Annotated in this window: 21 protein-coding genes; 12 read left to right on the forward strand and 9 right to left on the reverse strand. The window is 35.7% G+C overall.

The annotated features are described in order from the left end of the window. Window positions 1–131 precede the first annotated feature (131 nt). Window positions 132–512 (forward strand): DUF1573 domain-containing protein, encoded by a 381-nt coding sequence (locus V7S76_RS04680; RefSeq protein ID WP_459508892.1) that lies wholly within the window; start codon window positions 132–134, stop codon window positions 510–512. Window positions 513–1,260: 748 nt separating this feature from the next. Here V7S76_RS04680 and V7S76_RS04685 read toward each other — a convergent pair. Both V7S76_RS04685 and V7S76_RS04690 read right to left on the reverse strand, forming a co-directional pair. Continuing rightward, window positions 1,261–3,114, reverse strand: a complete 1,854-nt coding sequence (locus V7S76_RS04685; protein WP_459508893.1) for a hypothetical protein — start codon at window positions 3,112–3,114, stop codon at window positions 1,261–1,263. 11 nt (window positions 3,115–3,125) lie between these two features. Beyond that, complete coding sequence (locus V7S76_RS04690; protein WP_459508894.1) at window positions 3,126–4,934, reverse strand: family 16 glycoside hydrolase; 1,809 nt, start codon at window positions 4,932–4,934, stop codon at window positions 3,126–3,128. Window positions 4,935–5,083: 149 nt separating this feature from the next. Between V7S76_RS04690 and V7S76_RS04695 the strand changes: the two genes are divergently transcribed. Together V7S76_RS04695 and V7S76_RS04700 are read left to right on the forward strand one after the other, a co-directional pair. Next, complete coding sequence (locus V7S76_RS04695) at window positions 5,084–6,145, forward strand: sensor histidine kinase (protein WP_459508895.1); 1,062 nt, start codon at window positions 5,084–5,086, stop codon at window positions 6,143–6,145. A gap of 1 nt (window position 6,146) precedes the next feature. Next, window positions 6,147–6,911, forward strand: a complete 765-nt coding sequence (locus V7S76_RS04700; RefSeq protein WP_459508896.1) for a LytR/AlgR family response regulator transcription factor — start codon at window positions 6,147–6,149, stop codon at window positions 6,909–6,911. A gap of 1 nt (window position 6,912) precedes the next feature. On the opposite strand, the gene V7S76_RS04705 is transcribed toward V7S76_RS04700, so the two are convergent. Then, entirely contained in the window at window positions 6,913–7,374 is a 462-nt protein-coding gene (locus V7S76_RS04705; RefSeq protein ID WP_459508897.1) for a hypothetical protein, read from the reverse strand. 142 nt (window positions 7,375–7,516) lie between these two features. Here V7S76_RS04705 and V7S76_RS04710 point away from each other — a divergent pair, with 142 nt between their 5' ends. Genes V7S76_RS04710 through V7S76_RS04730 form a run of 5 tightly spaced genes read left to right on the forward strand, consistent with a single transcriptional unit; the run spans window position 7,517 to window position 11,784 of the window. Further along, complete coding sequence (locus tag V7S76_RS04710; RefSeq protein WP_459508898.1) at window positions 7,517–9,022, forward strand: lipopolysaccharide biosynthesis protein; 1,506 nt, start codon at window positions 7,517–7,519, stop codon at window positions 9,020–9,022. Continuing rightward, window positions 9,022–9,354, forward strand: coding sequence for a hypothetical protein (locus V7S76_RS04715; RefSeq protein ID WP_459508900.1), 333 nt, complete (start codon window positions 9,022–9,024; stop codon window positions 9,352–9,354). The genes V7S76_RS04710 and V7S76_RS04715 overlap by 1 nt, the downstream gene beginning before the upstream one ends. After that, a complete protein-coding gene (locus tag V7S76_RS04720; RefSeq protein ID WP_459508901.1) occupies window positions 9,351–9,641 on the forward strand; it encodes a cell division protein ZapA in 291 nt (96 codons plus the stop codon). The genes V7S76_RS04715 and V7S76_RS04720 overlap by 4 nt, the downstream gene beginning before the upstream one ends. A gap of 57 nt (window positions 9,642–9,698) precedes the next feature. Continuing rightward, window positions 9,699–11,279: a ribonuclease Y gene (gene rny, locus V7S76_RS04725; protein WP_459508902.1), complete on the forward strand. Its 1,581-nt coding sequence runs from the start codon at window positions 9,699–9,701 to the stop codon at window positions 11,277–11,279. Between the two features lie 49 nt (window positions 11,280–11,328). After that, window positions 11,329–11,784 (forward strand): GNAT family N-acetyltransferase, encoded by a 456-nt coding sequence (locus V7S76_RS04730; RefSeq protein ID WP_459508903.1) that lies wholly within the window; start codon window positions 11,329–11,331, stop codon window positions 11,782–11,784. On the opposite strand, the gene V7S76_RS04735 is transcribed toward V7S76_RS04730, so the two are convergent. From V7S76_RS04735 to V7S76_RS04750, 4 genes are all read right to left on the reverse strand, one after another. Beyond that, complete coding sequence (locus V7S76_RS04735) at window positions 11,710–12,960, reverse strand: hypothetical protein (protein ID WP_459508904.1); 1,251 nt, start codon at window positions 12,958–12,960, stop codon at window positions 11,710–11,712. The genes V7S76_RS04730 and V7S76_RS04735 overlap by 75 nt on opposite strands. 143 nt (window positions 12,961–13,103) lie before the next feature. Further along, on the reverse strand, window positions 13,104–14,123 hold the full coding sequence (bioB, locus tag V7S76_RS04740) for a biotin synthase BioB (RefSeq protein WP_459508905.1): 1,020 nt from the start codon (window positions 14,121–14,123) through the stop codon (window positions 13,104–13,106). 55 nt (window positions 14,124–14,178) lie between these two features. Further along, a complete protein-coding gene (gene sppA, locus V7S76_RS04745; RefSeq protein WP_459508906.1) occupies window positions 14,179–15,954 on the reverse strand; it encodes a signal peptide peptidase SppA in 1,776 nt (591 codons plus the stop codon). Between the two features lie 101 nt (window positions 15,955–16,055). Beyond that, on the reverse strand, window positions 16,056–16,673 hold the full coding sequence (locus V7S76_RS04750) for an inorganic pyrophosphatase (RefSeq protein ID WP_459508907.1): 618 nt from the start codon (window positions 16,671–16,673) through the stop codon (window positions 16,056–16,058). 116 nt (window positions 16,674–16,789) lie between these two features. Here V7S76_RS04750 and def point away from each other — a divergent pair, with 116 nt between their 5' ends. From def to V7S76_RS04765, 3 genes are all read left to right on the forward strand, one after another. Next, window positions 16,790–17,362 carry a peptide deformylase gene (gene def / locus V7S76_RS04755; protein WP_459508908.1) on the forward strand — a complete coding sequence of 191 codons (573 nt, stop codon included), beginning with the start codon at window positions 16,790–16,792 and terminating at the stop codon, window positions 17,360–17,362. Between the two features lie 9 nt (window positions 17,363–17,371). Beyond that, on the forward strand, window positions 17,372–19,807 hold the full coding sequence (gene pheT / locus V7S76_RS04760; protein WP_459508910.1) for a phenylalanine--tRNA ligase subunit beta: 2,436 nt from the start codon (window positions 17,372–17,374) through the stop codon (window positions 19,805–19,807). A 461-nt stretch (window positions 19,808–20,268) separates the two neighbouring features. After that, window positions 20,269–21,525, forward strand: a complete 1,257-nt coding sequence (locus tag V7S76_RS04765) for a hypothetical protein (protein WP_459508911.1) — start codon at window positions 20,269–20,271, stop codon at window positions 21,523–21,525. A 1-nt stretch (window position 21,526) separates the two neighbouring features. Here the strand turns inward: V7S76_RS04765 and ffh are convergent, their stop codons facing one another. Then, window positions 21,527–22,861 carry a signal recognition particle protein gene (gene ffh / locus V7S76_RS04770; RefSeq protein WP_459508912.1) on the reverse strand — a complete coding sequence of 445 codons (1,335 nt, stop codon included), beginning with the start codon at window positions 22,859–22,861 and terminating at the stop codon, window positions 21,527–21,529. Window positions 22,862–22,913: 52 nt separating this feature from the next. Beyond that, complete coding sequence (gene purU, locus V7S76_RS04775; RefSeq protein WP_459508913.1) at window positions 22,914–23,747, reverse strand: formyltetrahydrofolate deformylase; 834 nt, start codon at window positions 23,745–23,747, stop codon at window positions 22,914–22,916. Window positions 23,748–23,880: 133 nt separating this feature from the next. Here purU and V7S76_RS04780 point away from each other — a divergent pair, with 133 nt between their 5' ends. Beyond that, a complete protein-coding gene (locus V7S76_RS04780; RefSeq protein WP_459508914.1) occupies window positions 23,881–25,113 on the forward strand; it encodes an isocitrate dehydrogenase (NADP(+)) in 1,233 nt (410 codons plus the stop codon). Window positions 25,114–25,149: the final 36 nt, after the last annotated feature.

Below are 25,149 nucleotides of genomic sequence, written 5' to 3' on the forward strand. Positions count from 1 at the left end.
AAATCCTTGCGTGCCAAATAACATGCAGGCTTGACCTAAGATAAAAATAAATGAAATTACTTTGTCTAATCTGTACTTTATTTTAGCTTTGCTTCTAAATCAAACTTTTTAACCCCATTTATATCATAACCATGAAAAAATTATTAGCCTTATTGGCACTAATTGTAGGTTTCGCGTTTCAATCAAATGCACAAGGCGGAACGATTAAGTTCAAAAAAGAAAAACACGATTTTGGTAAAGTATCCGAAGGAACTCAAGCAGCTTATACGTTTGAATTTACCAATACAGGTACAACTCCAGTAGTTATTTCAAATGTTCAACCTTCATGTGGTTGCACAACTCCAGAATGGACACGTGAACCAATTATGCCAGGTAAATCAGGTAAAGTAACCGCTTCTTATAATTCAACAGGCAGACCAGGACCTTTCAACAAAACCATTACTGTAGTTAACAATGGTGCTGTTTCCCAAATTGTTTTAGCTATTCAAGGAGTAGTAGAAGGCAAGAAATAAGAGAGAAGAGAGAAGAGAGAAAAGAGAAGAGAGAAAAGAAGAGAGAAGAGAGAAGATTTTTACATCTTGGCTCTTCTTTTTTTTATGCCTAAATTTTAGATTTTCACATTCTTAGTGATTAGTTATTAGTGTTTAGTTATTAGTTGTTGGTTATTAATTTACCTAATACCTATTAATGCGAATTAAGAGTTGAAATATTCATTATTATTTCAACATTCAATATAGCAATGCATTTTATTGGTTAATTTAATATCCATGGTATTTCTTTTTTTTTAGAAAAAAAGGAAACAAAAAAAGGTATTTTCTTCCAGTTAATCCAAGACGAATCAATTTAATTATGAGGTATGAATTATTTATTTCGTTTCTTTCGTCGGATTAACCACAAATTCATTTATAAGAACTAAAATAAAAAACGTTCGCAGAGCTCGTTTACTGAGCTTGCCGAAGTATCTAACCCAAAAGCGTTAAATAAAGAGCGAAAATATGTAAAATTTTGTGCCCTCCGTGTAAAAATGAATGGTTTAACACAAGGGACACAAAAATTATTAAATCCATCTCCTAGGGATAGAATATTTGCTCAAAAGGATTTCAACCCTTAATTCGCATGATTACCTATTACCAATTACCTTTTACCTATTACCTATTACCTTTTACCTATTACCTTTTACCTATTACCTATTACCTTTTACCTATTACCTTTTACCTATCACCTTTTACCTATTACCTATTACCTTTTACCTATCACCCCCTAATCCCTATTTCTCAAATCCGGAGACAAAGAATTAATCCAAGAAGCAATTTTCAAAACATCTTTTGCAGGTACATGACTCATGGGTGCCATTTCAGTGGCATAATCCGGCCAATTTTGAGGCTTTGGATGATAGACTAAATCCAATATCTGTTTATCAGTATATTTTCTTTTGGCAATATCACGGTAAGAAGGACCTACAATTTTTTTCTCCTTCGAATGACAAGCTAAACAAGTATGTTTTTTCAAAAGCGCCATCGCCTCCTCTTCAGTAACAATCGACTTTTTAGTATCAGAAGATTTTGCCACTTTCGTTTCAATCACTTTTTCTACTTTTTCAATGACCGGTTGGTTTTCAGTAGATACAGCTAATTTTTCCCCTTGCGGAATTTGATTAAGTGTGTAATAGGCTGTTTCATGCAACAATGATTCGCCTGCTTCATTTAATAAGCCTGTCAACTTAAATTCATGAATAAAATATTGACGAATTCCATCGATCACTAAACGAACCTTTTTCTTATCGGAGGAAACTGAAATCGCTTTAATTTTCAAATCTTGTACTTTTACGATGGGACTACCATACTGATGATGGTATTCATAAATATAGGATCGAATAGCATAAGAAAGGGCTTTTTTCGCGGAATTAATATCTACCGCTTGGGTGAAACTAAATTCAAAACCATCCGACTTAGCTTCTATATTTTTAATTTCAAAAGGCATTACTCCATTCCAGACCAATCTTTGAATCCCAAAATCATCCTTGCCCGTCGAGCCCCAGCCCCTGGAAGTCATACCTACAAACATACTTCCATCCAAGCCAAAACGTTCTCTCAAAATACCCGACTGAAAGCCTTCACGGTAATTGATGCAAAATCCTTGGTACACCCCATTCACTTTTTCTAAACCCATGCGCATCACTTTTGATTGTCCTTGATCAGACACAAAATATTGCCCAGGAAATGGGCTAAATTTTCCACGAGTGGTATCTTGTAAAATATCCGAGGTAGAAATTCCCATGATGGCATGAGGGAACCAAACGGCAGGTAATTTTAAATTTTTCACCTTTTTGGCGGCTTCAAACATCGGCTCAGAATTATCTGGTATTTCTTCCAGTGTTAATTTGAAAGGACTGTTCGGCTCTTTTGCCCATTTTAATCCACCTGGATTTCCTGCAAAATCACCTTTTGCTAAATGGGTTACTCGGCCAGAACCTACCCAATCCCCTTGATTTTCCCCATAAAAAATATCCCCCTCTTCATTGATGCTATACCCTGCTGGCGAACGTAAACCTGCTGCAAAAGGCTCTAATTTTCCATCTTTAGTGATTTTCACTAACCACCCTCTCCATTTCGAAAATTTGCCTTCCCCAAATCCTACCCAAGCCAAATTCAAGGTCACTAGCATGTCACCATTTTTATCAATGACAGGCCCATAGGTATATTCATGGTAATTGCCGGACAAATCAAATTGATAAACGGGTTCATATAAATCCGCCACACCATCTCTGTCGGTATCACTCACTTTGGTCAATTCGCCTCTTTGGGAACAATAAAACACACCATCTTGATAGGCTAAACCAAGAATTTCGTGCATTCCGCTAGCAAAACGAGAATAATAGGTTTGATGATTTCCCTTTTGATAAGGATTTTCAATGATCCAAATTTCACCCCTCCGAGTACTAACGGCAATTCTTCCGTCTGGCATCGTGGCAATTCCACCTACTTCCAATTTTATTTCAGATGGAATGGGTAAGGTTTTTATTTCGTAGAAATCTTGTTCGGATTTTTGTGCCGTTTTTTGACCAAACGCGACAAGCTGAATGAATACAAAAAGTATAATTAATTTAAATTTCATTGTTCTAAAGTTTACCAAATGATTTGATATGAAAAACTATTTCCTTCTACTGCCACCCGTATTTCTTTCTGATTTTGGGCTGCCGTCAAAATAATTTCATTGGCGCCGTTCCAAACAACATAATAAGACATACCATTAAGAGCTAAATATCCTTTGTCCAAATTCACCACTTCTGGACTTATTCCTAAAAGGGCTTCAAACGAGGACTGATCTGGACTTGCGCCGATGAATTTAATTGTTCGTTTCAATCCGTTTCCTTTTTCATTCGGGATAATCCAATCTTCCAATTTCACTTTCCCGTCCAAATAATCGTATAAAAACACAGGACGTCCTTCTACCATTCGATAACCTTTGTACACCAATCCAGAGGTCTGCATTGAATCCGGTAAAGCTTGATGAGATTTCACAATAGGGAATTTAGCATCCAAAACGACTTTAACTCCCATGGGATCAGCTGTTTGTGGCTCCCCTCTTCCGTCCCACATTTGGGTTGCATCCAAAAATTTACCTTTCCAAACTTGCAGTAAACCAGCTTGCTTTAAATTATAGGAATAATGAATTCCGGAGGGATCTCCCACATGAACAACATGTGATTTCTTCACACCTTTGTGAAAGGCAAAAGAACGTTGAATAACAGGTTCAGCTTTGGATTCTACCTCAATTAACGAAACAGCCTCTTGTTCTGGCAAGGAAAGTCTTTCATGTAAAGGAACTAAATGGGCACCAATTCGTTTGACGAACAATCCCAAAGCCTTATTCCCCCAACCAAAATCCTTGGCAAAAATTAAACTTAAATGATGCTTACCGCTTGTTAATATTTTGGAAGCATTGACTTGTTGATTGTACCAATGGGCACCCTGATTGAAGACTTCACCATCAATCATCAACTTTCCAGATCCTGTCCAAAACGATTGAAATTCATACGTATCATTTTCAGGAACGATCAAATCTCCATCAAATTGAATGAGAAAATCGGACTTAGCCGTGATTAATTTATTGGTCAATTTGGGTGCACTACCCACCTTTAATGGCTTATTTCCAGCGATATCCAAATTCGGATATTTGCCCTCATAATAGGCATATTGAATATTTTCAAGCTTTACACTTGGTTTATCAAAAGTTTCATACCATAAGTTTCGGAAAGCGATGGGTCCATGATCGCCTTGAATAATGATAGGCCCTGCTTCTGCTTCTTTATCGAAAATGGCACCTCTGGTCATGCCCGACACTTCGATATTTTCATGAATAAGTACATCGTTAAGAACAACCTTTTTGAAGATAGCATTTTGAATCTTTTTCCCAGAAGCATCAAATCGAGGAGCTTGAAAATCGATTTCAATGGTTTGCCAAAGTCCGGGTGCCCGGCTAGCGTTATGCCTAGGAGCGAAACCTTCATAACCTTCATTCCCTTTTCCTCTTCCATCATCCCAACGTTCGTATATGCCACCGCAATCGCCAAATTTCAACTTTTTCTTGCCCCATGAATCGAATAATTGTACTTCATAACGGCCCTGTAAATAGATACCTGAATTAGCGCCTTTGGGTAATAAAAAATCAAATTTCAAATGGATGTCACCATGATTCAATTTAAATTTCAAATCATCCGTACGTTTGTATTTACCATTTCGTAGGGTATTTACTAAAATACCTTTGCCCATGGAAATTTGAAAAGTAGTATCTGAATATTTCGATTTCACCATTTGTTCAATTGTCCAATTATTACTGGGTTGATCAAATGCACTCAAATCGGTTAAAGGAATGGTTTGTTGTGCCCAAATAGACAAAGGCAAACACAAGAAAAATAAAATTTTTCTACACATAATTAAAAGGTTTATAAATTTTAGACCAATTTACTGAGTAATTCGAAGAAAAAAAATTCCCAATTTCATCGGCACAAAATAACTCTAGGTATATTTTAGCGTATATTTCGAAATTCAAAAATTAAATTGCTTCTATTCCCCTAAAGAACATGAACAATAATTCTATAAAATTCAGGCCATTCCTGATTCATTTGATTTTTTGGCTTTGCTTTATTGCACTACCTTATTTGATGAGGCCAAGTGATGCTTCCGCTACTTTGGAAGAAATTCAAAGACATAACCAATGGACCTTATTTTTTATCATTTACGCCATAGCAAACATTCCATTTTTCTATTTGAATACCGAAATTCTGATTCAAAAGGTCTTTAAAAAGAAAGGTGCAGCCTTGTATTTAGTCCTTTTATTAGTAAGCATCATTTTTATGCTTTGGTTAAATGAAGAAATAAGAGAATGGGTGTTTTCTGATGACAATATGTCCAAAATGGGAAAAGGTTCTGGATTTAGAAGAGGACCTGCCTTGGGCACTACATTTCAATTACTTTTTGTGGTAACCATCGGAATTACTTATCGTTTTTTCGCTGATAATTTGAAGGAAAAAGAAATTGTCAAAGAGGCCGAAAATGAACGTTTAAAATCAGAATTATCCTTTCTAAGATCACAAATTAGTCCACATTTCATGTTCAATGTATTAAACAGTGTTGTTTCCCTTTCCAGAAGAAAACCTGAAATGGTGGAACCTGTTGTTATCAAACTTTCTGAATTGATGCGTTACATGATTTATGAAACTACTGATTCCAAAGTGCCATTGGAAAAGGAAGCGGTCTATTTAGAAAGTTACATTGATTTACAAAAAATACGTTTTGGCAACGATATTCAAATCAATTATGATGTTGCAAACATTTCGTCCAATTGCAGCATTGAGCCCATGTTATTGATTCCATTTGTTGAAAATGCATTTAAACATGGAGTGGGTATGGTCCAAAACCCCAGCATAGATATTCATCTGTCTTATGCATCTAAAAAATTATTGTTTACGGTTAAGAATAAAGCAAATCCTGCCAGTAAATTGGAAAAAAAGGATGAAAGTTCAGGGATTGGCTTAGCCAATGTGAGACGCAGATTGGAGCTTTTACATCCCGACAATTATGTGTTATCCATCCAAGAGGAAAAAGACACTTATTTTATCAGCTTAGAAATCACAAATTGCTAACATGGAAACTGAAAATCGGGAGAATTTTGTGCCCCAATCAAACAATACCCTTTCCTGCATCATTGTAGATGATGAGAGTTTAGCATTGGATTTATTGGAAGATAATGTGGCAAAAGTTCCATTTTTGAAATTAGTGGCAAGATGCAGAAATGCGTTTGAGGCATTGGAATTTTTGCAAAACAATGAAGTTGATTTGATTTTTCTAGATATTCAAATGCCCGGAATTACTGGAGTTCAGTTTATCGAAGGATTAACCCAGAAGCCCATGGTCATCTTTGTGACCGCCTATCAGCAATATGCTATTGAAGGATTTAATTTGGATGTGATTGATTATGTACTTAAACCCATCTCTTTTGAACGTTTTTTAAAGGCTTCCAATAAAGCGTTGGATTATTACAAAAGTAAAATAGAACCCAAAGCAAACTTCATTGATCCCAATAAAATTGAATACATTTTCATCCATGCAGATTATTCTTTGATGAAAATCATGCTGGAAGATATATTATACATCGAAGGTTTAAAGGATTACATCAAAATCCATTTAAGCACCCAAAAATACCCGGTTGTTTGTCGGATGACCATGAAGTCAATTGAAGAAAAATTACCCAACAATGAATTTTTACGAATTCACAAATCCTATATCGTTTCCTTAAAAAAGGTAGAATCGATTCGAAATCAGAAAATCAAAATCGGGGAAAACCATATTCCATTGAGCGATAATTATTCCGATCAATTTTACCAAACCATCGGTTACCAAAAACAATAGACTATTTCTCTTTGAATGTATTTTTGCCAAAATGGTAGGAAACCCCTAACCAAGCCCTCAAAAGGCCTGTTTGAACTTTGGTATCGGTGTATGGGGTAATTTCAAAATTAATACCAAATTTGGGCGCTTTTTCAAATGGAAAAGCTCTAACTCCCACACTACCATAATATCCTTTTAAAATAGATGAGTTATTTAAAATATTGGCCGCCCAGCCAATGTTGACTCCACCACCAAAATAATACAAAGCATTGGAGCTTTTATGGAAGGTGATCATTGGCCCAAATTCTGTTGTAATGGCCGAAGTTGCAGAATTCATTTGAACCCTAGTCTCTACAAAGACAACATTTGTGGGATTGGAGGAAATCGCAAGTTGAGAATTAAATGGATAATAACTAATATTTTGTGCCAGACTTGTCGAAGTAACCGATAAAAGAAAAAGTATCCCCCAAACGTATTTTTGCATGTGATTATTGATTTTAGCTCGCAAGATAGTTAATCTGTTTTTATTAATAAAATATCGAGAGGTCAATGAGCAAAAATGGATAATTATCCATACAATCACTATTCAATAAAATGCTTAACTTTGAAATTGAGAAAATAAGCTTATGTCCATTTTAAAAAAATTAGCTGGAGAAACACTATCGTATGGATTTAGTACCATACTTGGGCGTTCTCTTAATTTTTTGCTTGTTTTCGTGCATACTAAAGCTTTTTCACCGGCCGAATCGGGAATAAATGTCAAATTATACGGATACATCGCTGTTGCCAATATAATATACACCTATGGCATGGAAACCGCCTTTTTCCGATTTGCCAAAGAGGCACCCTTAAAGTATTATCGGCTAATTCTGAGTGCCATCATCGCCACAACAAGCCTCTTCACATTATTATTATTCCTGTTTTCAGAGCCTTTAATTGCACAGTTGGGTTATCCGGGGAAAGGCATATTTCTTCAATGGATGGCATTGATTTTGGCCATTGATTCCATCACCGCCATTCCATTTGCCAAATTGCGCCTAGAGCATAAAACCAAACTTTTTGTGAAGGCGAAAATAAGTTCTATTGTTATCAATGTCGGTTTAAACCTAATCTTTTTATTGGTTTTCAAACCTATTCATGAAGGACATTGGGAACAAAGTTTACCTACTTTCTTCCAATACCTTTATTCTCCAAGTATCGGAGTTGGATATATTTTTCTTGCCAATTTAATTTCCAATGGTACCTTGTTTTATTGGCTGAGAAAGGAATTTTCAGAATATCGATGGGAATGGGATTGGCCAGAATTTTCAAAATTATGGATATATGCGTATCCATTGATGCTGATGAGTTTAGCAGCTATGTTCAATCTGATGTTCGACCGATTACTTTTAGAAGAACTTCTACCAAGCCATTTTTACCCGAATCGAAGTAGTCAAGATGCTTTAGGTATTTATGGCAATTGCTACAAATTATCGGTATTTATGAGTTTAGCTATTCAAGCATTTAAATACTCGGCAGAGCCATTCTTCTTGGGCAAAAAAACAGAAGAAAATTCGAAAGAAAATCTAGCTTTGGTGACGCATTGGTTTGTGATTATTTGTACTTTGCTTTGGGTAGGAGTTTCGAACAATTTATTTTGGATCAAAAAATTATTTCTTGGAAGACCCATCTATTGGGAAGGCATCGGAATTGTACCAGTATTGTTATTAGCCAATTTATTTTTAGGAATTTATTACACACAATCCGTTTGGTTCAAAGTGAAGGATAAAACCTATATGGGCACCATCATCACCCTCATTGGTTTAATCATTACCTTGATTGGGAATGTGATATTTATCCCGAACTATGGTTACATGGCTTGTGCCTGGTCATTTTTAGCATCTAGCGTAGTTATGACAGCCTTGTGTTATATTGGGGGACAAATATATGACCCCGCACCCTACCGATGGAAAACTGCCATTGGATATTTATTCCTTGGTTTTTTGGCAATTGAATTGCATCAATTTTTACCAAAAGATAATTTACCAACTATGATAAGTGAAAATTTGGGTGGATTACTATTTGTAGGTATTATTATCTGGAGAGAATTTAATTGGGAAAAAGGAAAGTTGGTATTGGCTAAAATCAAATAATGATGAAACCTGAATTAAGAACGCAATATTTAACCTTACAACTGAAAATCACTCAGATGGTCAATTTGCTACAAGAAAATGCAGGTGAAATAAATGAACTTAAAAATAAAATTGAAGGTTTAGAAGAACAATTGAAAAGTAAAAATGCTGATCTTTTTAGCTCCAAAGAGAAAATAAAAGAATTGGAGAAAAACATAAAAATATCAGATAAAATTACTAAAATTGTAGTTAATACGAATAATACAGCGGTCCCAACTGCTGAGTTGAAGAAAACGTTAGATAATTATATAGCAATTATAGATCAGAGTATTGAAACATTACGCAATAAATGAGCCAAAAACTTCCTTGTAATTTACTATTAGGAATTCAAACAGTAGCTTTGAAAGTTAGCCCAGAAGAAGAATATTGTGTAAGAAGTGCTGCTAATTTGATTAATGAATTAGTACGATACTATGAAAAAAAGACAAATAGTTCCGACCCTAACAAGGTAATGGCATTAGTAGCATTAGATTTAGCTATGTGTGGCGTTAAATTTGAAAATGAGTTGAACTCATTAAGTTCAAGTGTTAACGAACAAAATAATGACCTTTTGGAATTAGTTAGCTCCTATAAAATCTAAATCAACCCTTTTCTTTGTCAGTTTTGGTGACTAATGTACATAAAACAACAATGTACTATGTCCTTAATAACTATTATAATCCCCCTTCTTGCTTTAGCTGCGGGGGTATTTGCTGGAAAAGTAATCTTTTCTAAAGTGAACAAAGATTTAGAATCAGAAGCTCAAAAAAAGGCAGATGATATTCTAAAAAATGCAGAAATCTCTGCAGAAAACATCAAAAAAGATCGCATGCTGGAGGCTAAAGAAAATTTTCTACGCCTAAGAGCTGAATTTGAAGAAGATAGTCAAGCGAAAAAAGCCATCTTAATTGAAAACGAACAAAAATTAAGAGAAAAAGAAAGAACACTTGCTTCTCAACAAGAGATTCAAAAACAAGCTGATCAAGATTTGCAATCGCAAAAACAAAGTCTGGCATCCAAAGAAGAAAACTATCGTAAAAAATCGGAAGATGTTGAACGCAAAAAAGCAGAGGCAGAAGCGATGTTGGCCAATCAAATTAGCCAATTAGAACGTATTTCTAATCTTTCCGCCGATGAAGCAAGACAACAATTAATGGATGCCTTGAAAGCAGAAGCGGAAAGCAAAGCTAGTTCCATTGTTAAAACTGCTATCGAAGAAGCAAAATTAACAGCAACGAAGGAGGCTAAAAAAGTAGTGATTGAAACCATTCAAAGAACCGCCGCTGAAAATGCGATTGAAAATTGTGTTTCGGTGTTCAATATCGAATCGGATGATGTAAAAGGTAAAATCATTGGTCGAGAAGGTAGAAATATCCGTGCATTAGAAGCTGCAACAGGCGTGGAGTTTATTGTAGATGATACCCCGGAGGCCATCATCATTTCTGGATTCGATCCAGTAAGAAGAGAAATAGCCCGATTATCATTGCATCGTCTTGTTCAAGATGGTCGTATTCACCCAGCTCGTATTGAGGAGGTTGTGAATAAAACAAAGAAAAACATTGAAGATGAAATCGTTGAGATCGGAGAAAAAACGGTCATCGATTTAGGAATTCACGGACTTCATCCTGAGTTAATCAAGATGGTTGGCAGAATGCGCTTCCGTTCTTCTTATGGCCAAAATTTATTACAACACTCGCGAGAGGTAGCCAAATTGTGTGCTACTATGGCAGCAGAATTAGGCTTAAATGTCAAATTAGCGAAACGTGCTGGTCTATTGCATGACATAGGTAAAGTTTGGCATGAAGAACCTGAATTACCACACGCAGTTTTAGGGATGGAATTAGCTCAGAAATACAAAGAGCATCCTGAAGTTTGCAATGCGATCGGAGCTCACCATGATGAAATTGAAATGACATCTATGATATCGCCCATCATCCAAGTTTGTGATGCAATTTCTGGATCACGTCCTGGTGCACGACGCGAAATGATGGAATCGTACATGAAACGTTTAAGAGATTTAGAAAACTTAGCAACCTCTTTTGATGGCGTTCAAAAATGCTACGCCATTCAAGCCGGTAGAGAGTTGAGAATACTTGTCGATTCAGAGAATGTAAGCGACGAAAAAGCATCCAACTTATCATTTGACATTTCTCAGAAAATAGAAAAAGAAATGCAATACCCTGGCCAAATCAAAGTAACGGTTATTCGTGAAATGAGAGCGGTAAATTTTGCTAAATAAAAATACTATTTAGATATTTAAGGCTGTTTCTTAGAGACAGCCTTTTTTTATGGAAATTAGACAACCCAATAGCCCTACCGACTGGAATAATTATTATGCACTTCGATATGAAGTATTGCGTGAACCATGGAAACAACCCGTAGGTTCAGAGATACTAAATGACGAAGCATCGGCCATTCATGCCATGATCGTTGAAGACAATCAGGTATTGGCTGTTGCACGTTTACATGTGGTAAAACCCGGACTTGGCCAAGTTAGGTGCGTTGCAGTGGCTACCAACCAACAAGGCAAAGGACTTGGGAAAAAACTAATGGATTATTTAGAAAACGAGGGATTGAAAATAGGTGTTAACGAGATTATCTTGGAAGCTCGAGAAAATGCGGTTCCTTTCTATCAAAACTTAGGCTATCAAATAGTTCAAGAATCCTATCTACTTTTTGGAGTGATTCAACATTATCAGATGACCAAAAACCTTTTGCATCATCCAAATCATTCCACCAATTAAAAATACCTCCATTACAAACAATACCAATTTTAAAGGCTCCGTTAATTCATGTAAGCCTTGAATATTCACCAAACCATTCCTCCACCAAATGGCAGGTTGAACCGCAAAAAAGAAATTAATCGCCAAGAAAAAGTAAAATTCTTTCGTACTTTCCCAATTCAACATAAATACCAGCGGAAGCAAATAAGCATAAGAATAATTCGCATAGGAACTTTGTTGAACAAGCATTAACCAGATATACACCAATACAAATGCAGCGGGCAGAAAACTCTCAAACGAGATAGTATTCCTGTATTTCAGGATAATATAACTTAAAAGAATTTCAATGAAAGCCAATCCTAACCAATTCAAATACCGAGGCCCATAAGGACTTAAGCCGCCGCTAACCGTATGAAAAAACGACCACAGATTGGGATTTCTAGGTACATTAGCCTCGGTTAATGGCCACAAAAATCCCCAATGCGAATAATGATATAAAATCACAAAGGTGGGAATTCCAATAATAGCTAATCCCAATAAAACCTTACATTGCTCTTTAAAACCTTTGAAATAAAAGATAATTCCGGGTAGAATTAAAATAAAGATAAACTTCGTCAATAAAAGCACAAAACCTCCAATTATTCCCACCCAAATCACATTTCTATTTTTCAAATACATGAGAATCAACAAGGATAAAAACCCCCACATCAAAATATCTTCTTGTCCGCCAAGAATAGAAAAAATAAATGTGCTCGGTAAGGAATAATACACCAATGATTTAAAATGCGGCTTATTGAGATGAAATAAGTTGGTACATGCCCAAACGAAAATGGCTTCAAGTAAAATTAAAATCAACACAATGGATTTGGAACTTTGCCAAAAAGGGACGATTAGGCCAATTAAATAAGGGAATAATGGAGAGTAACTCGTTTGGAAATCTCGATAGACAAAATTCCCCTCAATGGCCATTTTGGCTGAATCGTAAAAAATAGGCACATCGGAAGTCGTATCAAACTGAAAAACGATGTAAATCAATAAAAATGGGATTAACCGAAAGATGCAAAAAACTCCAAAGTAGAACAAGGCAGAATATTTCTCTGCCAATCTTTGAATGAAATTTCTTTTATGAAAAATGAAAACTTCGAATAAGACGAAAAATATGGAAAGAGCAATTTTTCCAAAAACTATCAGATCCATTCTTTGACTAAATAAATAACTGATAAAAATACGTATAAATTTTCTTCTGCCAAGAATTAATCCAATTCATCCATTTGATAAGGATGAATTGGAATATCAAAAAGCCATTTTTTCTTTTTGAACGAAAAGAGTCCTTTACGGGATTAATGTGAATGTTCTAAACCTTGTGCACTTGGAATTTGATTGAATTCAATACCATGCTTCTTCGCATCTTTAAATGCTTCCTTTGGTTTGATGCTCAAAATTTGAAATAATTCCTGATCCGATTTCGCATCTGGATTCGGAGTTGTTAATAACACATCTCCAGAGAAGATGGAATTTGCACCTGCCATGAAACAAAATGCTTGACCTTCATAATTCAACTCCAAACGACCTGCTGACAAACGAACGGCAGATTTCGGCATCATGATTCTAGCGGTAGCAATAACACGAACTAAATCCCATACAGAAGCGGTTGCTTGATTTTCAAATGGCGTTCCTTCCACGGGTACCAAATTATTCACTGGCACAGATTCCGGATGCTCAGGCAAGTTGGCCAAAGTTAAAAGCATTCCAATTCGATCGGAAGAGGATTCCCCCATACCGATAATTCCACCTGAACAAACTGATATTTTTGCTTTTCGGACATTTCCTAAAGTCTCTAAGCGATCTTGATAAGTACGAGTAGAAATAACATCTTCATAATAATCTTCACTCGTGTCAATATTGTGATTATATGCGTACAAGCCTGCATCCTTTAATTTTTCAGCTTGTTCTTCCGATAACATACCTAAGGTACAGCAAACTTCCATCCCTAAAGAATTCACACCCTTCACCATTTCCAACACCCGATCAAAATCCTTGTTATCTCTAACTTCTCTCCACGCAGCACCCATACAAAAACGAGAACTTCCGTTATCCTTGGCACGAACCGCAGCTGATATCACCTCTTCATAAGGTAGTAATTTTTGAACTTTTACATTGGTATGGTACCTAGCTGCTTGGGAACAATAGGAACAATCCTCTGGACAGCCTCCCGTTTTAATAGACAACAAGGTACTAATTTGAACTTCATTAGGATCATGATGCTGGCGATGAACCGTAGCAGCTTGATACACTAAATCCAAAAACGGTTGATGATATATTTTCTCAACTTCCTCTCTAGTCCAATTATTTCTAACCATATTTTTTAAAATTTCATCAAAGATAAAGCTGAATTCTTTATTTCTACTGAAAAAACTATTCAAATTCCATCATAAATGGCATCATTGTTAAAAAGCCTTCTCTTTTTTTCATGCGATCAAGCTCCCAAATGGATTTCGCCCATGGTAATTTTGATTTAGTCAATCGTTCCTCTAAAGATGATTCAGAAGTTGCTTCAGCCAAAATTTCATCAAAAAAGGATTTAGCTTTTGGATAAACAACAACTTTATAGGCTCCTGACTTAATTTTTGCTTTTTGAGCTGCAATTTCAATGGCTTTGTCTAAACCACCCAATTCATCTACTAAGCCCAATTGCTTCGCTTGAATACCCGTCCAAACTCGTCCACCGGCCAATGATTTCAATTTTTGAATCTGCATTTTTCTTCCTGCAGCCGCTTTGGAAGTAAATGACTCATATCCTTGATTCACCATGTTTTGTACAACTGACTTTTCGAACTCTGTCATGGTGCCAAGAGAAGTCATAAAGTTGGAGTTAGCATGCGTGTTGACTTGATCATGCGTAATACCCAATTTATTTTTGAAAAAATTATCCAAGTTTAACCATTGAGCAAAAATACCAATGGATCCTGTCACGGTGGTTGGTTGAGCTACAATTACATCGGTACCCATAGCCATATAATAACCACCTGATGCGGCATAATTCGACATGGAGGCAATGACAGGCTTTACTTTTTTAGCCAATAAAATTTCACGCCACATGATGTCTGAAGCTAAAGATGATCCACCCGGTGAGTCGATACGTAAAACAATCGCTTTGATGGATTTATTATCACGAAGCTTTTTTAATTCCTTGACAAAATCATCTGAACCAATGCTACCATCGCCACCTTTTGTTCCAACAATCTCCCCTTCTGCCACCAAAATTCCTATTTTATCCGTTCCTTCCACCTTTTCAATTGGATTCTTCGCTTTTAAGTAATTTCCTAGTTTCACAAAAGTGACATCATCAGATGTTTTGAGTTTTAATTTATTTTTCAAAATCGCTTCAAATTCATCCCAATAGCCCAATTTTAACATACCCAATTTTTCTGCCTCTTTGGGATTATACGCTTTTAAACTATCTGCTATTCGATTTAATTGATTCACGGGGATTTTCGTAGAAGCAGCAATTTTGGAAAATACTTGATCATTGATCGATTTTAAAAATGAATGCGTTTGCATTTTATTTTCTGGACTCATATCCTCGCGGATAAATGGCTCCACTGCCGACTTGAATTGACCAACACGAAAAACCAATGGTTCAATATCTAATTTTTCAAATGCTTTTTTGAAAAACATGTATTGCACACTAATTCCATTAAAATCTAGCAATCCTCCTGGATTCAAATAAACCTTATCTGAAATAGAAGCTAAATAATAGGCTTTTTCAGAATAAGCATTTGAATAGGTGTAAACAAATTTTCCTGATTTTTTGAATTTCTCCAATGCGTCCCTAATCTCTGTTAATTGAGCATAACCGGCCATTGGAAAACTTACATCGATATAAACTCCTTTGATATTTTTATCAACACGAGCTCTTTCCAACGCTGAAATAATTTGAATTAAACCCACTGACTCCGAATTAGATAAAAAAGGACCTGCCAAATCTGCAAAAGGATTATCTTCGGTGGAAGCGTTTTCAACTATTTCACGGTTCAAATCCAATTTTAACACCGAATTTTCTTTCACCTCAAACTCTGCTTCAGAGCTATTCATAGCTGAGCCAATGCCAACAATGATAAAAAAACCAAAAAGAGAAAATAGAAAAAATCCAACGATCGTTGCTAAAGTAAATTTGACAAATTGCCACATATTAGTAGGGTTTAAAATGAGCTACAATTTTCGACATTATTTTACAAAATTTAGACAAAATAATGTCGAATGGAAAAATCTTACAAACAATGGACAAATACCTATCCGAAATTTTTTCGGTAATCCTCTCTCGACTGGCGAATTACTTCATGAGCAATTTCTCTACCATACACATCATCAATATCCACCGCATTGGTAGTGGTTTCACCAGGTAACATTTTATAGGTCCAAAAATAATGCCTTAATCGTTGAACGATATCCTTGGGAGCATCTGAAATATCTCTCCATTTGCCATAAATTGGATCATCTTTTAATACAGCAATAATTTTATCATCAGCCTCTCCTTTGTCAATCATGCGAATTCCACCAATAGGAATGGCTTGACACAAAATATCTCCATGAGTAATGGCTCTCTCTGATAAAACCAAAATATCCAAGGGATCTCCATCGCCCTGGGTGATATCTTTTCCTGAATATTTCCTTGCTAATTCAGCAATTCCTTCGGCACAATAGGTTTGAGGCAAAAAACCATACAAAGCTGGTACAATGTTGGAGAATTTTTGAGGGCGGTCAATTTTCAAATAACCCGTTTCTTTATCAATTTCATATTTGACAGTATCTGTAGGTACAATTTCAATAAAGGCCGTTACTTGATCGGGCATTTGCTCCCCAATTTGGATTCCGTGCCAAGGATGAGCTTTGAAAAAATTTCTATTCATAAAATGTTTTTTATCTACTTAGGATTAAAATCTTGGCAAATTACAAAAAATCGAGCAAATAAAGTTTAGCAAGCTTTCCATTAAAATGATTAAATTTGCGGTTTGATTTGAAAAATATGATTTACCCTATCATTCCTTACGGAGACCCTGTGCTAAGAAAAGTTGCTCAAGATATTGAATTTGGAAGTATTGATCTGAATAAACTTTCTGAAGACATGTTTGAAACAATGTACGCCGCAAGTGGTGTAGGTTTAGCTGCGCCTCAAATCGGAAAAGATATTCGAGTGTTTGTGGTGGATGGAAGACCGATGAATGAAGGCGAAGAAGACGAAGACATTGACCCATCCTTGATCGACTTTAAAAAGGTTTTTGTAAATCCGACCATCTTGGATGAGACAGGTGAAGAATGGGGCTTTGAAGAAGGCTGTTTATCGATTCCAGGAATAAGAGGGGAAGTTTTCAGACCTGAATATGTGAAAATTCATTATTGGACGGAAAAAGGAGAAGAAAAAGAAGAGGTTTTTGAGGGTTTGGCTGCTAGAATTATCCAACACGAATATGACCACATAGAAGGGATTTTATTCACGGATCATTTAAGTGTCGTGAAAAAAAGATTGATAAAAAATAAATTAACAGACATTACTAAAGGTAAAGTTTCCGTCGATTATAAAATGAAATTTACCCGATAATTTAGCAAGATGAAGATTTCCCTTAACTGGTTAACAGATTTTATTGATGTTTCAAAACTGCCTCAAAAAGGTAGTTCAGAAGAATTAGATGTCCTTTTGACCAATACAGGTTTGGAGGTAGAGGGCATTGAGCCACATGAAACCATCCCAGGTGGGTTAAAAGGATTTGTGGTAGGTGAAGTCCTAACTTGTGAAAAATTTCAAGTAAAAGAAAAAACCTTAAGTTTAACAACGGTTGATGCAGGCTTAGAAGAAATATTGACCATTGTTTGTGGGGCAGCAAATGTAGCACAAGGACAAAAAGTGATTGTGGCTACTCCTGGCACTACCTTATACGACAAAGAAGGGAAAGAACTTTTTAAAATCGAAAAAAGAAAGGTTTACGGTCAACCATCCGAGGGGATGATTTGTGCGGAAGATGAAATTGGCTTAGGTGATTCGCATGATGGTATTTTGGTTTTGGATACGCAAGTGGCGAACGGTACTCCTGCTGCTGATTTTTTCCAATTACGTTCCGATTTAGTGTTGGAAATTGGACTTACGCCCAATCGTGCAGATGCAGCATCCCATTGGGGAGTAGCGAGAGATATTAAAGCAGTCAGTGGAATAAATATCCAACTACCCAATGTGGATAAATTCTCAGTAGACAATCAACAATTTCCGATTCAAATCGATATCAAGGATGAAGGCTGTACCCGTTTTTGTGGTCTTAGTATAGATCAAGTAAAAGTAGGTCCTTCTCCAGAATGGTTGCAAGAAAGATTAAAGGCCATTGGTTTAAGACCCATCAATAATGTTGTTGATATCACCAATTTTATTTGTCATGGCCTAGGACAACCCATGCATGCCTATGATTGGAACAAAATTCGAGGAGGAAAATTAGTGGTGGACCAATTACCAGCAGGAACCATTTTCAAAACCTTGGATGGAGTAGAAAGAAAACTATCCGGTGAAGAAATCATGATTTGTGATGCCGAGGGCCCCATAGGTTTAGCGGGTGTTATGGGTGGTGAAGATTCTGGAATTCAAGAAGAAACCACAAGAATCTATTTAGAAGTAGCCCATTTTAAACCGGAAAGAATCCGAAAAGCTTCTCAGCAACATAGTTTGAAAACAGATGCATCTTTCCGATTTGAAAGAGGCACAGATGTAGAGGCAAAATTATTAGCCCTACAATACGCAAGCATCTTAATTCAAGAATTAGCGGGTGGAAAAGTATCCTCCGAAGTGGTCGATTATTATCCAATTAAAGCTGAATTAGCGAGCATTGATACGACCTTTCAGCGGATCAACGATTGGATGGGCATCGAATTACCCAAAGAGAAAATCCAATCTATTTTGGTTGCTTTGGATTTTGAATTAATCAATGTCACAGCTGAAGGTTTCACTGCCATTGCACCTGCATATCGAGTAGATGTAACCCGAGAAGCAGATTTAATTGAAGAAATATTACGAATTCACGGTTTGGATAATATCCCCTTATCAGACCATTTAAGTGCAGCTTTTGTATCTGAATTTCCAGCTTTAGATAAAGAAAAAATACAACAAAATGCTTCTTTAAGCTTAGCCGCAAAAGGATTCAATGAAATCATTTCCAATTCATTGACCAAGGCGAACTATCATCAATTGATCAAAAATGATTTGGCATTTGAAGATGTAGAAATACTGAATAAGTTATCGGAAGACTTAGGAGTCCTAAGACAAAGCATGGTTTTCAATGGCTTAGAAGCCTTGGCGCATAATATTAATAGAAGACAAAAAGATTTGAAGTTTTTCGAATTTGGAAAAACGTATCATAAAAAATCGCCTAAATACATTGAAAAAAGACATTTAGCGGTGTACATGACAGGTTTATTGAATGGAGAAACATGGGATACACAAGCTCAGAAAGTTCAATTACATCATTTATTTCAAGTTTGCCAGGCATTGATGAGTAGCTTGGGAGGAAAGGCTTTTGATACGGAGGTCATCGAAAAATCCAGTGTTTTTGCTTATGGACTAAAAATTTCCATCCAGAAGAAAGTCTGTATCGAATTAGGAATGATCCATCCCAATTTAGCTCAGAAATTTGACATCAAACAAGATGTTTTCATGGCAGATTTTGATTGGGATTATTGGTTAAAACAAGAGAAGAAAGATTTCAGTTATCAAGAAATATCGAAGTTCCCAGAAGTGCGACGTGATTTATCTTTGGTGATTGATCAAACGGTTACCTTGCAAGAAATTAAAAAAGTTGCACAACAAACCGAAAAATCCATCTTAAAGTCGATCAGTATTTTTGATGTCTATGAAGGCAAAAACTTAGGAGAAGGTAAAAAATCCTATTCAGTTGCCTTTATCCTTCAAGATGAAAATCAAACCTTAACGGACAAGGTAATTGATTCCACGATGGAACGATTAATCAAAAGTTTTGAGAAAGAATTGGGTGCACTGATAAGAAAATAATGAATATTCTCCGGAATTTTCGAATGGCTGAAATAAAAGAAAAGAAGTTTATCTTCCCTTGCTTTTTACTATTCTCGGCTTTCTTATTTTTTTTCTATAATTATTCATTTATCGTTAATTTCCCAATTCAGGATGATGTAAATTACATTATGTTGACCTCTATGTTAAAAAAGTATTCTTTTTTTTCAGGAGAGTTCATCTCTTACAATTTGAAAATGACCATTTAACCGTTGTCCCTAAGTTATTGATTCTATTGGATGATGGAATTTTCGGAATTCTCAATTTTCGACATATAATTGTTATTAGGATATTATTTTTTCCTCTTTTGTTATTTCATTTATCTTGAATTTCAAAAATTACACCTGGCAAATTGGACGATCCTTCCGGTCGTTTTTCTTTTATTTCAACCCCAATACCACGAATTATTCAATTGGGCTTGTACTGGAATAACACAATTCGCAATGGTATTATTTGCGTTTTTATCTTTTACATTCATCCATTCCACTAAAAAATATGCTATATATCTAGTAGGAATATTTAGTTTATTGGCAGCTTATTCCTTTGGCAATGGTTTTATAGCTTTTGGTTTAAATATATTCGTTTTACTCATTCAAAAAGAATATAAAAAAACAGGGGTAATCCTATTATTTTTTCTCCCATTCATCTTAAATTATGTATTTTTCTACGAAAAAGGGGCGGAAACATTAACTTCATTTGATGTCAATCGTTTCGTTGGTATATTTCTTTCATTGACGGGCGGGATATTTATAAATGTAAGTCAAGAGTATGGATTTCCCATTACTATCATGGCTGGACTTATAGCTTTCTTATCCACCTTATGGTATTTTTACAAAGGGGTATTTTCGGAATTTTCAAAGCACTTTACCCCGACTAATTTACTTCTTTACTTTTGTCTAATAAGTCTTTTTTTAATCGCTGTGGCTAGAAGTGGTTCGGGAATATTCATTTTTAGAAGCAGCAGATATCTTTTTTATTCTCCATTGATTTTTACAGGATTATATATTCAATTAATCCGATCAACTGTTTTTGTTCATTTAAAATCATTACCAATCTACCTTCTGATTGTAGTTATAACTGTTTTCATAAGTATTAGCTCATTTTATTTCAATACGGAATTATTATTCAACAGAAAGAAAAATACAATTGCGGATAGTGATAATTGGAAACATAACTTTAGCACGATATCCATTTCTCCAAGAATGTATGCAAATATTCAAGACGAGTTAAAAAATAGCTATCAAAATGGGATTTGTGAAACTGAAATAGACCTACGAAATAACAAACCAGGAAAACAAATTTATTCGGGCGATATAAAAATAAAAAATAACCTGCGAATTAATCATTTAGATTTATCCAAAGATGTCATAAATAAAAGTCAGAATAACAATTACATTTATTTAGAATTCGGCAAGCTTTCCTTACCTAATTACCAGCGTTTTTCAGAATGGTATGTTTGTTTCAAATCTAAAAAAACAAATTTTGAATTTTTCACTCCCCTCGTTTTTAAAAGGGGGTCAAAGAAAAATTTGGTTTTAAAATTTGACTATTTTTCAAATGAAGGAACTACTTCGATATGGAATCTTCAAATACCAGAAGGTCATTACGATGTTTATTTTGTTCAAAAAACAGACCAATTAAGCTACTATCAGACAGATGTAGAACTTATTTATGGAATGCATTTGATGAAGTTAAAGTAAACTATCTCTTAAACATATTCCCAAGGTTTGGCATTTTCATTTTACCATCTTGTACCTTGTTCATCATCTTCATCATTTTTCGCATATCTTCAAATTGCTTCAATAAATTATTGACTTGCTGTATAGATGTCCCAGAGCCTTTCACAATTCGATTTTTGCGGGAAGGGTTTAAAATATCAGGGTTTTGACGCTCTTTAATCGTCATGGATTGAATAATAGCCTCAATAGGTTTAAACGAATCATTGGATACATCCACATCTTTGATGGCTTGTCCCATGCCAGGCACCATTCCCATCAAATCTTTGATATTACCCATTTTCTTGATTTGTTGCAACTGAGCATAGAAATCTTCAAAAGAGAAATTATTTTGACGGATTTTCTTGTTCAATCGAGCCGCTTCATCTTCATCAAAAGCTTGTTGAGCTCTTTCTACCAACGAAAGCACATCACCCATGCCCAAAATACGGTTGGCCATACGATCAGGATAAAACTGATCCAGGGCTTCCATTTTTTCTCCGGTGGAGATAAATTTAATAGGCTTTTCGACTACTTGACGAATCGACAAGGCAGCTCCCCCTCTGGAATCACCATCCAATTTGGTTAAGACAACCCCATCAAAATTCAAACGTTCATTAAATGTTTTTGCGGTATTAACTGCATCTTGTCCAGTCATGGAATCCACCACAAACAAAATTTCTGTAGGTTTAATCGCTTGCTTAACAGCAGCAATTTCATTCATCATCGCCTCATCGACAGCCAAACGACCGGCGGTATCGACAATGACTACCTTTTTACCCATTTTACGGGCATATGAAAGGGCGTTTTCAGCAATTGAAACAGCGTTTTTATTTTCAGGTTCTGCATAAACCTCTACGCCAACTTGTTCTCCTAACACCTTTAATTGGTCAATAGCCGCAGGGCGATAAATATCACAAGCAACTAACAAAACTTGTCGACCTGATTTTTTGATGTATTGCGCTAGCTTTCCGGAAAAGGTTGTTTTACCTGAACCTTGTAAACCAGCGATTAAGACCACTGAAGGATCTCCTTTTAAATTAATTTCTTGTTTTTGACCGCCCATTAGGTTGGTCAATTCTTCATGAACAATCTTGACAAGCAACTGGCCTGGTTCAACTGAAATAAGAATTTTTTGCCCTAAAGCTTGTTCTTTAATACGATCTGTAATCTCTTTAGCTACCTTATAGTTAACATCGGCGTCCATTAAAGCACGACGAATTTCCTTCACGGTAGCTGCAACATTTACATCAGTAATACGACCATTCCCTTTAAGGGTTCGCATCGCGGTGGTCAATTTGGAACTTAAACTTTCAAACATAATACTTAATTAATTGAAAAAGGACTGCAATTTACGCTTTTTAAAACAAATATTATTCAAATAAAATGGTCTTATTCTGGTGAATAAAAACTCGGTCTTCCAAAACCATTTTTAAAGCTTTGGCTAAAACAATTTTTTCTACTTCTTTTCCCGCTTTCGACATATCTTTAGCTGATTGCGTATGGTTGACGGAGACTACATCCTGACAAATGATGGGACCTTCATCTAAATCATCTGTGACAAAATGCGCGGTCGCACCAATGATCTTCACTCCTCTTTGGAATGCTTGCTGATAAGGATTGGCGCCGATAAAAGCAGGTAAAAATGAATGATGAATATTGACCATTTTGCCCAAATATTTGACAGAAAATGATGTAGATAAAATCCGCATGTATTTTGCCAAAATAATTAAATCTGGTTGATACGCATCAATTGCTTGTCCAATCAAGTCTTCATGTACCTCTCTGTCTATCCCATCTGCCGAAATAAAATGAAAAGGTATTCCAAATTGTTGACTAATGGGCTCAAGTGTTTGATGGTTTCCAATAACCGCTTGAATTTGAAAGGGCAAATCCTTGAATTGGTTTTTAATCAATAAATCGCCTAAACAATGATGCTCCTTGGTCACCAACACAACTACCTTTTTTAATGAAGGAGGAATGACCTCCACTTTGGCATCTGTGGGCAAAAGTTCCAATATTTCGTTTTTCAAACTTCCCACATCGCAAGTCCCTGTGAAAGAAATCCGCATAAAGAAACTATTACTAACCTCATCCACGAATTCATCCGTCCGAGTTACATTTAATAATTTATTAAAAAGCACACCTGTTATGTTATGAACTAAACCTTTTTCATCTTTACACGTGATCTTTATGACAGTCTCCATTAAAAAATATTGATAAATTTTTCAAATTTACCGCAAAAAAATGGAGTAAAAAAGATTTAGTACCTACCTTTGCAGGATTATCGAAAGCCGAAGCCTTTGATATTCACTAACAATTAAATTTCTGAAACGTAAAATGGAAAAAATTAAAGTAGCCAATCCAGTAGTAGAACTTGATGGTGATGAAATGACCCGTATTATTTGGAAGTTCATCAAGGACAAATTAATCTTACCTTATTTAGATCTAGATATCAAATATTATGATTTAGGGGTAGAATATCGTGATGAGACCAATGACCAAGTAACGATTGAAGCAGCAGAGGCAATCAAGAAATATGGTGTCGGCATTAAATGCGCTACCATTACTCCAGATGAAGCACGTGTAGTTGAATTTGATTTGAAACAAATGTGGAAATCTCCCAATGGAACTATTCGTAACATCTTAGACGGTACCGTTTTCAGAGAGCCAATCGTTTGTTCAAATGTACCAAGATTAGTACCTAACTGGACGGCGCCTATCATGATTGGTCGTCACGCATTTGGTGATCAATACCGTGCAACTGATTTTGTTACCAAAGGAAAAGGAAAGTTAACCGTTACATTTACGCCAGAAGAAGGTGGAGAAGCTCAAACTTTTGAGGTTTACAACTTTAAAGGAGATGGTGTAGCATTAACCATGTACAATACGGATGAATCCATCAAAGGTTTTGCTCATTCATGTTTCAACATGGCATTAAGCAAAGGATGGCCTTTATATTTATCAACTAAAAACACCATCTTGAAAAAATATGATGGTCGTTTCAAAGATATCTTCGAAGAAATCTTCCAAAGTGATTACAAAGCTAAATTTGATGCAGCAGGTATCGTTTATGAGCATCGTTTAATTGATGACATGGTGGCTTCGGCGTTAAAATGGAATGGTAATTTCGTTTGGGCTTGTAAAAATTACGATGGTGACGTTCAATCGGATACAGTGGCACAAGGATTTGGATCTTTGGGTTTAATGACTTCCGTATTGATTACACCAGATGGAAAAGTAATGGAAGCTGAGGCTGCTCATGGAACAGTAACACGTCACTACCGTGATCACCAAGCTGGAAAACCTACTTCTACCAATCCAATTGCTTCTATTTTTGCATGGACAAGAGGTTTGGAATTTAGAGGTAAATTAGATAACAACAATGCCTTAATTCATTTCTGCCAAACCCTAGAAAAGGTTTGTGTCGAAACGGTTGAATCAGGCAAAATGACAAAAGATTTAGCTGTATGTATCCATGGAAATAAAGTTACCCATGGTGAACATTATTTATACACTGAAGAATTCTTAGCTGCATTGGATGAAAATCTACAAGCTGCTTTGTCAAAATAAGAACTGACAACCAATCAAAAAGCCCAGGAATTAAAT

The sequence above is a fragment of the Aquirufa sp. ROCK2-A2 genome, assembly GCF_054558485.1.